The 10,433-nt window shown below is 65.7% G+C and carries 12 protein-coding genes and 1 pseudogene; 9 read left to right on the forward strand and 4 right to left on the reverse strand.

All coding sequences use genetic code 11. From position 1 onward, the window contains the following. Positions 1 to 97 precede the first annotated feature (97 nt). Positions 98 to 592 carry a WD40 repeat domain-containing protein gene (locus ACIBQ1_RS52685; RefSeq protein ID WP_397289995.1) on the forward strand — a complete coding sequence of 165 codons (495 nt, stop codon included), beginning with the start codon at positions 98 to 100 and terminating at the stop codon, positions 590 to 592. Between the two features lie 235 nt (positions 593 to 827). Then, on the forward strand, positions 828 to 986 hold the full coding sequence (locus ACIBQ1_RS52690) for a hypothetical protein (RefSeq protein WP_397289997.1): 159 nt from the start codon (positions 828 to 830) through the stop codon (positions 984 to 986). A 236-nt stretch (positions 987 to 1,222) separates the two neighbouring features. Here ACIBQ1_RS52690 and ACIBQ1_RS52695 read toward each other — a convergent pair whose 3' ends face one another. Continuing rightward, positions 1,223 to 1,408 (reverse strand): hypothetical protein, encoded by a 186-nt coding sequence (locus ACIBQ1_RS52695; RefSeq protein WP_397289998.1) that lies wholly within the window; start codon positions 1,406 to 1,408, stop codon positions 1,223 to 1,225. A 79-nt stretch (positions 1,409 to 1,487) separates the two neighbouring features. On the opposite strand from ACIBQ1_RS52695, the pseudogene ACIBQ1_RS52700 reads away from it, so the two are divergent. The 3 genes and pseudogenes from ACIBQ1_RS52700 to ACIBQ1_RS52710 all read left to right on the forward strand — a co-directional run. After that, a pseudogene (locus ACIBQ1_RS52700) lies at positions 1,488 to 1,625 on the forward strand (cytochrome P450); the annotation flags it as partial. A gap of 241 nt (positions 1,626 to 1,866) precedes the next feature. Continuing rightward, positions 1,867 to 2,328, forward strand: a complete 462-nt coding sequence (locus tag ACIBQ1_RS52705; RefSeq protein WP_397286295.1) for a hypothetical protein — start codon at positions 1,867 to 1,869, stop codon at positions 2,326 to 2,328. A gap of 234 nt (positions 2,329 to 2,562) precedes the next feature. Then, complete coding sequence (locus ACIBQ1_RS52710; protein ID WP_397290001.1) at positions 2,563 to 3,495, forward strand: hypothetical protein; 933 nt, start codon at positions 2,563 to 2,565, stop codon at positions 3,493 to 3,495. A 796-nt stretch (positions 3,496 to 4,291) separates the two neighbouring features. Here the strand turns inward: ACIBQ1_RS52710 and ACIBQ1_RS52715 are convergent. After that, the gene (locus tag ACIBQ1_RS52715) at positions 4,292 to 4,618 is read right to left on the reverse strand and encodes a hypothetical protein (RefSeq protein WP_397290003.1); all 327 of its coding nucleotides are present in this window, start codon (positions 4,616 to 4,618) and stop codon (positions 4,292 to 4,294) included. Between the two features lie 560 nt (positions 4,619 to 5,178). Between ACIBQ1_RS52715 and ACIBQ1_RS52720 the strand changes: the two genes are divergently transcribed. Continuing rightward, on the forward strand, positions 5,179 to 5,799 hold the full coding sequence (locus tag ACIBQ1_RS52720; RefSeq protein WP_397290005.1) for a hypothetical protein: 621 nt from the start codon (positions 5,179 to 5,181) through the stop codon (positions 5,797 to 5,799). A 276-nt stretch (positions 5,800 to 6,075) separates the two neighbouring features. After that, positions 6,076 to 6,849: a class I SAM-dependent methyltransferase gene (locus ACIBQ1_RS52725; RefSeq protein ID WP_397290007.1), complete on the forward strand. Its 774-nt coding sequence runs from the start codon at positions 6,076 to 6,078 to the stop codon at positions 6,847 to 6,849. Between the two features lie 74 nt (positions 6,850 to 6,923). Here ACIBQ1_RS52725 and ACIBQ1_RS52730 read toward each other — a convergent pair whose 3' ends face one another. Further along, positions 6,924 to 7,184, reverse strand: coding sequence for a hypothetical protein (locus ACIBQ1_RS52730; protein ID WP_397290008.1), 261 nt, complete (start codon positions 7,182 to 7,184; stop codon positions 6,924 to 6,926). A gap of 334 nt (positions 7,185 to 7,518) precedes the next feature. Here ACIBQ1_RS52730 and ACIBQ1_RS52735 point away from each other — a divergent pair, with 334 nt between their 5' ends. Further along, a complete protein-coding gene (locus ACIBQ1_RS52735) occupies positions 7,519 to 7,815 on the forward strand; it encodes a transposase (protein ID WP_397290010.1) in 297 nt (98 codons plus the stop codon). Beyond that, a complete protein-coding gene (locus tag ACIBQ1_RS52740) occupies positions 7,791 to 8,807 on the forward strand; it encodes an IS110 family transposase (RefSeq protein WP_397290012.1) in 1,017 nt (338 codons plus the stop codon). Before ACIBQ1_RS52735 ends, ACIBQ1_RS52740 begins: the two co-directional genes overlap by 25 nt. Positions 8,808 to 9,599: 792 nt before the next feature. Here ACIBQ1_RS52740 and ACIBQ1_RS52745 read toward each other — a convergent pair. Beyond that, positions 9,600 to 9,953 (reverse strand): hypothetical protein, encoded by a 354-nt coding sequence (locus ACIBQ1_RS52745; protein WP_397290015.1) that lies wholly within the window; start codon positions 9,951 to 9,953, stop codon positions 9,600 to 9,602. Positions 9,954 to 10,433 lie beyond the last annotated feature (480 nt).

Consider the following 10,433-nt stretch of genomic DNA (forward strand, 5'->3'; position numbering starts at 1 on the left):
GACGCTTCGGCCTGCGATCCTTCGCTGGCTTGGCGGGCTTGTGCGGCATAGGCGTCCCGCTCGCGGCGCTGGGCGTCGTCGTATTCCTGCTCCCGCCATGGGGCGGGTCGAGATCCCGGCCGGATACCGCGTGCCCAGGCGGCCGGGGCCTCCCTTCATCGCCGCTGACGTCAGCTCCAAGGGCGTGGCCGCCAACCCCCGACAGGGCAAGATCTATCTGTGGGACATCAACACGGGGCGGTTCCTGGGCGGCATCGCCGCCGAGGGCTTCGATTCTTTGGTGAGGTTCTCCCCTGATGGCAACCTGATCGCGGGCGCCGACGGGGCCGGCCGCATCCAGCTGTGGGACGTGGCCACGCGCAGCCCCGTGGGCGTGCCCCTCCAAGGGGTCTACGTCCCTCCGCCGCGCCCCTTACCGGCACCGCTCCCAGACGGCTATGTCACGGACATGGCGTTCTCCGCCGACGGCTCGATGCTCCACGTGGTCGACAGCCAGGGCCACCTGCGTATGCACCTGATCGGAGTGGCCCGCATCAAGCAGGCGCTGTGCCAGGAAATCGGACCGCTCAACCCCCGCGATTGGCAGCGATAGGTCCCCGATGTCCCCTATCGCCGATCCTGCTGAGGCCACGTGAGGATGAGTCGGCCACCGCGCGCCAACGTGCCTGTCAAGATCATATCACCCTGACCTGAGAGAAGGCACTAAGCCTGGATCCACAGTGTGAAACTCGAAGCGAGGGCCAGAAAATCACGTGAGGTGCCCTTTGAGCTGGGAGGATGGGAGTTCTCTACGCTTCCAACCACCGGCTCTAAAGGACACCTCGTAAGTGCGATTCTCCCATGCCGCCAGCCGTACGCAGGCGATCTTCGATGACGAGCACGTGATCTCCTACGCCGGGCTGGCTCCAGCGCTGCGGCTGGCCGAGCGGGCGGGCTGGACCGTCTGGTCGGCGAGCACGTGGCGTTGGCCGCCGCCGACGGCGTAAACGCGCCCGCGAAGGTGACCTCGATCGTGGCCGGAATGACCTGCGGCGCCGACAGCATCGACGACCTGGACCTGCTGCGGTACGGCGGGATGGACAAGCTGTTCGCCGGCACGCCGAGGGCGAGCAGCTGATCAGTCTGGATGATCACGTCTTGTTCGTCGGTGGAGCAGCGGGCGTAGCCGACGCGGGTTCCGTTCACATGCTCAAGTGTTCCGGATAACCCTGCACCGCCGTGGTCACGCCGGCAGTGACACCTGCCCGGCGGCGATCAGCTCCATCAACTGCTTGGCCTGCAGGCGGGAAGCATCGGCAATACCGGGCTCCTCGGCGAGCTCCGCCGCGGTGAACCACCGCACCTGGTGGTCCGGCTGCCGCACCGCATCGCCGACGGCCCACGCGAAGAACACGTGGTCGACGTGCACATGCTTGTCTGGGCGCGCCTACGCCTCGGTCACCATGGCCGGCCTGGTCAAGCACGACATGCACTGGAACGGCGTGGACATGAAAGCCGACGACTGGATCCTGCTGTCCTTCCCCGCCGCCAACCGCGACCCGGCCCCGTTCAACCGTGCGGACGAGGTGCTCATCGACCGTGAGGTCAACCGCCACGCCGCCTTCGGCCTCGGCATCCACCGTTGCGTGGGCTCCCACCTGGCCCGCATGGAACTCCGGGTCGCCCTGGAGGTCTGGCTGGAACGCATCTGGGTCTGCACGCTGGCGGACCGTCGCGTCGGTGACCTGGGCCGCCAGCCAGGTACGCGGCCCCCGTACCCTCCCGCTGCGCATTCTCTGACCGTCGAAGCGGGCCGATACCCGTGCGAAGCGATGGTGAGAGTAAAATCACGCCCGTTTGCGATCTTTTCCGTGAAAGGGCCCTGCCTTGTCTCTTCGCAAGAAGCTCTCCGCCGTGCTGGCAGCGTGCACCGTGACGATCCCGCTGTCGGCCGTAGTGGCGCAGCCCGCCTACGCCACCGGCGGTACCTGCGGATCCGGGTACAACTTCCTGTCGTCCTATCCGCTGCGCGGCTACGGGAGCCATTACGACACCATCGGCGGATACCTGAGCATCTACTACAACCCGTCGAACGGCTACAACTGCGCCATCACGCGCGTCAAGGCGGCCTGGGACGGTAAGGCCAGCTATGTCTATGTCTTCCTGGGCGACGGCGACTCGCGCAGCGTCAGGGACCCGAAACTCGACAGCAGCGCCAATTACCACTACTACGCGGGCCCGGTCAAGCTGTACCTGAAGGACCAGTGCGTCTACGCCGACGGGTCGCTGAAGTACGACGGCGAAACCTACAACACTCGCGACGCTGCATACGGCGTTCACTGCGGCTGATCCGCCCGAGTGCATGACCGGCCGCGCACCAGCGTGCTGTGCAGAGCGCAAGTTGGACGGGGCGGCAGTTACCACCGCTGGAAGCGGCAGTTGACGGCCTGGGAAGCGCCCGAAACCCTGGGTCTCCTGGTCTGAAAGCCTTGAGTGCCTGTTTCAGTAGGCGGCCCGATGACCAGGACACCGAGTCGTAGCGTTCACCGGGAATCGCTACGACTCGATGGCAGAATTCGACCCATGCCCGCACAAGATCCGCGCATCCACCTGCTGCAGGCCGGCCGGTCGCTCGCCGAATGCGAGTTCCTGCTTCGGCAGTTCAGCGGCGAACAGGCGGTCCTTGGCCTGATCGCCCAGGCTCGCCACCATTGCGACCAGGCCGAGCAGGGACCGCACGAAGACGCCGAGACTGCCGCCACCCTCGCGATCCTGCGTGCGGTGGCCTCGACCTTCGCCCTTCGGCAGGTGGTGCTGTCGGACGTGTGCTGCGATTTCGACGATGACGACGGAACGCTGCTCAACGGGTTGGGAAAGCATGACAGCAAGGGCGTGAGCCGTCCGCTCGCCGAGGAAGCCGTCCTTACCGCAGAGGCGGCCCTTGCCGCGGACCCCCACGACGCCCTCATGCCGCTCTACCTTGGCCATGCCCTCACCTGGACGGGCGACCAGAACGCCGCAATCGCCGCCTACCAGGAAGCCCTACGCCGCGCTCCCGACGACCATTGCGCCCGTTCCGCCCTCTCCTACCTTCATGCTCCGGCCGCCAAAAGGCCTCAGAGCGAGACGAGCCACCCCCGCCACGCCTTCGCGCTACTGCGCAGCGCCTACTGGATCAACAACAACGAATGGGAGGACGCCCTCGTCCTGTTCACCTCCGTCGCCGACGTTCGCACGCACCTGGCCGCCGCCCTCGGCCCCGGCCCCAACGCCGGCTCCCGATCCGACTGCCTGACCGGTGAAGACCTGGACGATGAGGGCGCGGAGCTGACCCTGCACATCCACTGCCCCGGCCACCCCACTGCCAAGTACGACCTGAACGCTCGTCTCCACGAGAACACCGAGACCACGTTCATCGACTGGACCGGCGTCCCAGTGGACGAGTTGCTGGAACCGCCTCTCCCACCCGGCCGCCCCCTTCGCCTCCACTCCAGAGTCTGCTTCCCCCACGACTGAACTGGGGAAGTTCCCCCACGACTGAACTGGGGAAGAAAACGGGCGGGCCGTCTTCCTGACCGCTCTTCACCAACCCGCCCCCGAACAGGCGCCCGTCGGCCGCTTTGGCCGCGGAGGGTCGCTGGCCGACTCCTCCGAAGGGTTCACCCAGCAGCTCGCCTCGGCCACCGACCTGGGGCTCATCCCCCGACCTGGACGCCGTCCGCACCGCCTGGGAAGACGCCGCCGCGCCCGACTGGGCGGGCCCGGCACTATGGCTTGCTCGGCATGCTGGGGCCGCGGTCGAGCCTCCGGGTGTGCTACTTCTCACCGACATTACAAACCCGATCAGCCCCCGAGTGCTGCCCAAACTGACCGACAAACACTGCTGCTACTTACCAGCAAAATCAGACAGGCGACCTTCGAGACCGCCGCTCCCACCTGGGCGAGCTTCAACACCGCCAAGCTGCCCGCCCACCGGCACGTCGCCCTCGACGACACCGGCCAGGTGCTCGGCTGGGTCGCGGCCACCGCCGTCTCCGACCGGTGCGTCTACGCCGGAGTGGTGGAGCACTCGGTCTATGTCCATCCCGGCGCCCGCCGCCGTCTCCCTGGACCGCCCCGAAAATCGATACCCCGACCGGTTGATCACGGTTGGGGTTTCGTGGTGGGTGATGGTCAGGGAGTGTGGAGTCTTGAGCCTCCAAGGCTCCGTCTCTGACGTGTATGACCTGCGCTGACTCCTTCCCGATCACCGCAGTAGGTGCGCACCGCCATCGCGAAGCCCCGGCCGCCGTGCTGCCCCAGGCTTCTCGGGCTATCCCGAGTCCGCATCTTCCAACTGGAGGGTTGCGCTGAGGCCCGGGTCAGCCTCCGCGGCCGCGGCGTCGAAACTCGCCGGCTCTTCGAGGTCGGCGCAGCCGTCGAGGGTCTGGAAAGGGGTCGGCTCGCTGCTGTACGCTTCCTCACCGCGTTCGGCCGAGACGCCCTGTTTCGGCATCAGCTCGGACAGGCGCGTCGCGGGTATGGCGCAGTGACTCTCCTTGACCTTGGTCACGATCAGCCGGTCGCCGCGTTGAGCGTAGAACCGGTCACCGACCTTGCCGGTCTTGCTGCCGGGCCGGTAGTAAAGACGCAGCCGCATCGACGAATTGAGCTTGAGCCAGTCGGTCCACGCCGCGACATCGCCGGCACCACCGCGATACCGGCAGCTCTCACAGCCCCGCGCCGGCCTACGTACTGCACGACCCCGGCCAACCGTCGAATTCAGGACACCCGCGGTAGTAGCTCGTGTCGACGTTGCCGCTCGGTCCGGCCGTACTGGGGATGCCATCCACTCCAATGACGGGTTACTGGGGACGAGCACTTATTCGAGGCGTGCGGTATTCGCGGCTCCTCGTGTAGGTTGCAGTCGAAGCTGTCGGTGTCCGCGTGTTGTTGTCGGTACTCGTGTCGCGTTCAGGTTGAGTTGTCGGATTCCGCTACTCGCCGTCTCCCTGCTGGCGATAGTGCGCATGCAGTTCGGCCAGATGCCCCCGCGAGCACGCCCTGATCCGGCGACCGCTGAGCGCCGGATCAGGACGGACCGCCAAGGGGTCCTGCACGACCGAACGCCTGTTTTCGAACAGGGCGGCCTTCGGTGTCAGTCCCGGGCGGTAGCGTGCACACCATATTTCACCCACTCGCTTCCGCACCGGAGCTGATATGACCGACGCCTACTCGCCCGTTCCCGAACTGAACTTGCTCAAGGAATTCTCCGACGGTCCTGGAGAGGAGGAATTCTCGCACGGGTTCGAGTTCTATGAGTACAACCGACCCAGCGCCGGCTTGGTGGAGTGGCTGTGCCTAGAGGGGCGGGAAGAGGAGGTACGAGGCCACCTCGACCAACTCGCCCCCTTCGCTCGGGCCAGCGGCTCGGGTTCGTTCTACGCCCTGTGGCACTGCGACGACCGCACAGACTTCGCCACACTTCCTGTCATTCGCTTCGGCGACGAAGGTGATCTCGACATCATCGAGGGCCTGCGCAACCTGTTCCGGCTGCTCGCGATCGACGACGAGTGGTTCGCCTCTTGGAACGAGGAGCGCGAGGCGGACCCCGACGAGGAGCACTCCACTGGGCACGAGGCGTACGTGGCTTGGCTGCAGGAGACGTTCGGTCTGACCCCGCCCACCGAACCGGAAAGGGATGAGATTCTCGAGTCGGGACGCAAGAAGTACGGCGCCCGGTTCGTGGACTGGCTGGAGGAGTTCGGGTCCCGGAAGATCGACTTCGACTCGTGGCGCAAGGAGTGGCGGCTCCTGAGTAAGTCTGCGACCCGTTCGTGATGACCACACCACACCAGTCACAGGGCTCAGGACCAGACTCATCGGTGCTCATACCGATCGACTACCCGGAACGTTTGAGAGCTCTCGCCGACAGAAAGACCTGAGCAACTCCGCTCGAAACCGTTCAGACCAAGACGTCGTGCCACAGGACAGGACCCGTCCCGGCCGCCAACCTCATCCGGAAGGGACACCTCGGGCGTCTTGGGCGGATTGCGAAAACCATTGGTGCCCGGCTTGCTCCGCTGATGGACTGACGTCCTACCGTGAGTCTGCCGCGTGACGGAGGTAGTGGTTGTGACAGGTTATGACGTGCTTGCCGAGGTGTACGAATGGCTCATCTCGGATGCAAAGTTGCCTCCAGCCGAGTTCGCTGCGTCGTTCGACGACGTCCTCAATCTCCTGCCGTCGAACGCTCACGTCCTCGACTGTTCGTGCGGAACCGGACAGTTGGCGGTTGGCCTCGCCGGTCGTGGCATGCAGGTTGTCGCAACTGACGCCAGCGAGGCGATGGTTCGTCGGACTGCAGAGTTGTCTGAGGAGTTCGGGGCATCCGTCCGGGCCGTACGGGCGAACTGGGAAGAGTTGCCCGACCATTTCCAGGACAACACGTTCGACATAGTGTTCTGCGTTGGCAACTCGCTTCACCATGCCGCGGGCGCGACAGGCAGGGGTGCTGCTCTGGAGTCGATGTCACGGCTTCTGCGCCCTGGCGGGCGCTTGGTACTCACATCCCGCACTTGGGAACTCGTGAGGGCCAGAGGTTCCCGGCTGGACATCAGTGACCGACTCGTCCGCCGGAACGGTCGCGATGCCGTCGTGGTCTACCGCTGGGAGATTGCGCCGCATTGGGAGGAGGAGCACCACATCGAGATTGCGATCGCGCAAGTTGATGCGACCGGGTTGGTTCTTGTCCGCTCGGAACTGCTGTCCTGCTGGCCCTACCGGTACGAGGAACTCGAAGTCGAGTTGCACCGGGTCGGACTCCAGACGGAACTGAGCACGTTCGATCTTGAGGCCGAGAACTACATGGTGGTCGCAAGCAAGGTATAAACACCGGACTCTCAGTCCCTGGCCCGACCGCGCGGTTGCTCGCAGGACGCTTGCGCCCTCTCATCGGTGCGGGTTCAAGTGGTCAACGCAACGCCTCGGACGAGGAGTGCTCGTCGATCAGACGGCGGTAGATCCGGGGTGACGGTGTGGCGCTGTTTCCTGGTCGCGTCCAGATCAATGAGCAGGATCTCGTCGATCAGCAGCTTCAAAGGATCCCGCTTCGACGGCCCCGCCGAAGCGGTTGTCGTGCGTGGCTGCGGCCAAGCCGAGGTCAGGGCCTTGTTGACCGTGCTCCAGGTGACGCCGTACTTGCACTGCAACGCCCGGTTCGACATGCCATCGCGGGAGTCGCGCCGCTCGCCGACGCCGCGACCAAGCGATCCACTGACGAAAACCGCTCAGGGCCATCGCACCCTCTTGCGCCATCAGCGCAGGTCAGTTGATAGGGCCCCTGCGGGGCCGCGTCGCATGCGGGAAAATCGGGGCTGGTTGCCCGCCGACGTCGATTGCTCTTTGGCGCAGGTGAGTCCGTAGGTCAGTTTGATCGCTGGGAGCCGTGTCATGGGGCTGCGCATTGGTGCCACGAGCCCGCGGGTCCGATTCCTACCCGTCCCCGCCGGCTCCCGCGGGCGACCGTCCCCCCGTCCCTGGGGTGGAGGAGAAGGTCGCGTGGAGGAAGTCGACGAGGTCGAGCTGCACGTGGAACGGATCGCGGCGCTGGACCTGGGCAAGAGCGCACTGGAGGCGTGTGTGCGGATCCCGCACCCGTCTCGGGCCGGACGGCGGTTGCAGGAGGTTCGCCCGTACCAGAGCACAACGGCGCGGCTGCGGTCGATGATCGAGTGGTTGCGGGGGCACGCGGTCACCCGGGTGGTGATGGAGGCGACCTCCTCCTACTGGAAGGGCGTCTACTACCTGCTGGAGGCCGAGGAGCTGGAGGTGTGGCTGGTCAACCGCGGGATGTGAAGAACCTGCCGGGCCGGGCCAAAACCGACAAACTGGACTGTGTGTGGCTGGCCAAGGTCGCCGAACGCGGGATGTGCCGCCCCTCACTGGTGCACCCGCCCGAGATCCGTCAGCTGCGGGACCTGACCCGCTACCGGCGAGCGCTGGTGCAAGATCAGGCCAGAGAGCGGCAGCGGGTGGAGAAGCTGCTGGAGGACGCCCAGATCAAGATCTCCTCGGTGCTGTCGGACATCTTCGGGGTCTCGGGCCGGGCCATGATGGAGGCGCTGATCAGCGGGGAACGCGACGCGCCGACGATGGCCGACCTGGCCGAACGGCGTGCCCGGCACAAGCTCGCCGAACTCGAGCGAGCGTTGGAGGGGTTCTTCACCCCCCCATCACGCCCGCCTGCTGCGGATGATGCTCGACAACATCGACCGGATGAACGCCCAGATCGCGGTGCTGGACACCTCGATCGAGGAGGCGGTCGCCCTTTCGTCCATCAGGTGGCCCAGCTGTGTGAGGTCACCGGGATCGACACCACCACCGCCGCCGAGCTGATCGGGGAGATCGGCGTCGACATGAGCCGCTTCCCCACCCCTGCCCATCTGGTCTCCTGGGCCAAGTTCTGCCCCAAGACGCATGAGTCGGCCGGGAAGAAGAAGGCCAAGGGCCGCGGGAACGGCAACCCCTGGCTCGGCGGCATCCTCGGGCGCATCGTCTTCGGCTTCTCGCGCACCCAAACCTTCCTGGGCGCCCGGCACCGCCGGCTGGCCCGCCGGATGGCTCCCCAGAAGGCGGTCGTGGCCTCCGGCAACGCCGTCCTCACCGTGATCTGGCACCTACTGGCCGATCCTAAGGCCCACTTCCGCGACCTCGGCCCCGACTACTACGACTCCCGCATCAACAAGGACCGCAAGGTCCGCAACCTGGCTCGGCACCTGCAAGCACTCACCGGCCAGACCATCCTCGTGCGGGATGGGAAGGTGACAGTCGAACCCGAAGCCGCCTGACACTCCATGCCCCCTACACCGACCCTGACCAGGCACGACAGTCGGGGTCCGCTGCCGCCTGCCCGCTGATCTTTATTTTCGGGTCAGAGATGGGTTCGTTGAATTTTCCGCGATTGCTACGAGGACCCCCGGAACTCCTTTGAGGCCTTGCCACACATGCACCAAGTGTAGTCGTACGACTACTTTCTGAAAAGGTTGAGGGTGGGGTGACAGCAAAAGATCGTTCTGTTTCGGGGTTCTGATCTCAGAGTGGCTGCTGGCGTCCACCTCCTGGACGTGCGGGTCCAGTTCGGGGGAGGCGGTCTTGGAGGCCCGGCACCCGGGTAACTGCAATGGGTCCCAGGGTGGAGCGTTGGCGCTGGTCATTCCGAGGGCCCTGGCCGCCGCCGGGGAGCGCCTGGAGGAGACGCGCGGCCAACTGGTCGCCGCGCAGTCCGCGACCCAAACCGCCATCCAGCGGGCGGAGGTCGCCGAGACGCGGGTCGCCGCCCTGCAGGAGGCTACGAGCGCCGCAGAGGCGTCGGCCCGGGAGGCTGTCCAACACGTGCCGAGGTCGCAGACGCTCGCGTCGGCGAGGTCCTGGCGCTGCTGCGTTAGCGCGACACCCCCGCCTGACTGGTGCCGCACGCGGACCCGGAGCATCCGAGAGCCCCCTGTCACGTCCCCGGCACTGTCGCTGGTCCCGTGACGAGCGGCCAGCCAATGTTGCAGATTCCCAGGCCAACGAGCGCTGCAGATCACGGGGATCCCTGGTCAATGCGGTCCATGGTCGTCAGGGAATAGCGACGCCCCTCACTGGTTGCGCATGTCCGGGCCTGATGTGATCCGGACCGTGATGTCTCCATCTTCGGCATGGGTCACCTGCAAGGCTACGGCGTAACCGGCTTTCGCCAGGAGTTGGGCGAACGCGATCGCCATGATGTTCACGACCTCCAGCCAGAAGCGTTGCGCCGGGTGATCATTGTCCACACCGATGGTCATCTCATCGAGCCTGGGACCCACGCTCCAGTACAGGCTGATCGAGTCGGTATGCCGTGTGAGGGAAAACCCTCCGGTCTCATCGGTGGCTGGCTGAAACCCGGCAGTGGTCAGAAACTGGGTGAGATCATGTTCGATTTGCAGCAGATCCGCCTCTGGCATGTCCACGACCCTCCGGCCCCGTAGCTGACGGCGTATGGAGCCCATCTTCACTGGCCCGCCCATGCCCCCGAGGCTAAACCGCTCTGCCGGGGTCGCTGAGAACGAGCCTCGTCACCCTAGAGTGACAAGTGCAGAGATCGCCGAGCCCGTCGCCTGAGCGTGGCACTCCTACCTGTCGGGAGCGCCACGCTATTTCACTTTCGAGACCGGAGCCGTGAAGGTGTTGCACACGGACGGCGACTCGGCCTCGAACCCCCGCCGGAACCAGTAAACCTGGTTGGCCGGCTTGCCGAAGCTCCCGTACTCGCCGATGACGTGCCGACCAATGTAGTACTTCTGCCCGTGCTCGCGCGTGTGGCCGAGTGAGTCCCAGATGCCTCCGGTGAGGGCTGATCCTGCTGGTTAACTCGCGACTCGCGGCTGTAGGTTCGTGACCTGAGTCTTTGACGTCCGGGATCATGCAGTGCGCGGCCGGCTTCCCCCTGC

Source organism: Nonomuraea sp. NPDC050153 (assembly GCF_044460125.1).
GTDB lineage: Bacteria > Actinomycetota > Actinomycetes > Streptosporangiales > Streptosporangiaceae > Nonomuraea.

Coding starts and splice junctions, on each gene's coding strand:
- ACIBQ1_RS52715 (WP_397290003.1), bottom strand. CDS start 4,618: ATGCGGCTGCGTCTTTACTACCGGCCCGGCAGCAAGACCGGCAAGGTC.
- ACIBQ1_RS52685 (WP_397289995.1), top strand. CDS start 98: ATGGGGCGGGTCGAGATCCCGGCCGGATACCGCGTGCCCAGGCGGCCG.
- ACIBQ1_RS52730 (WP_397290008.1), bottom strand. CDS start 7,184: ATGTCGAACCGGGCGTTGCAGTGCAAGTACGGCGTCACCTGGAGCACG.
- ACIBQ1_RS52710 (WP_397290001.1), top strand. CDS start 2,563: ATGCCCGCACAAGATCCGCGCATCCACCTGCTGCAGGCCGGCCGGTCG.
- ACIBQ1_RS52720 (WP_397290005.1), top strand. CDS start 5,179: ATGACCGACGCCTACTCGCCCGTTCCCGAACTGAACTTGCTCAAGGAA.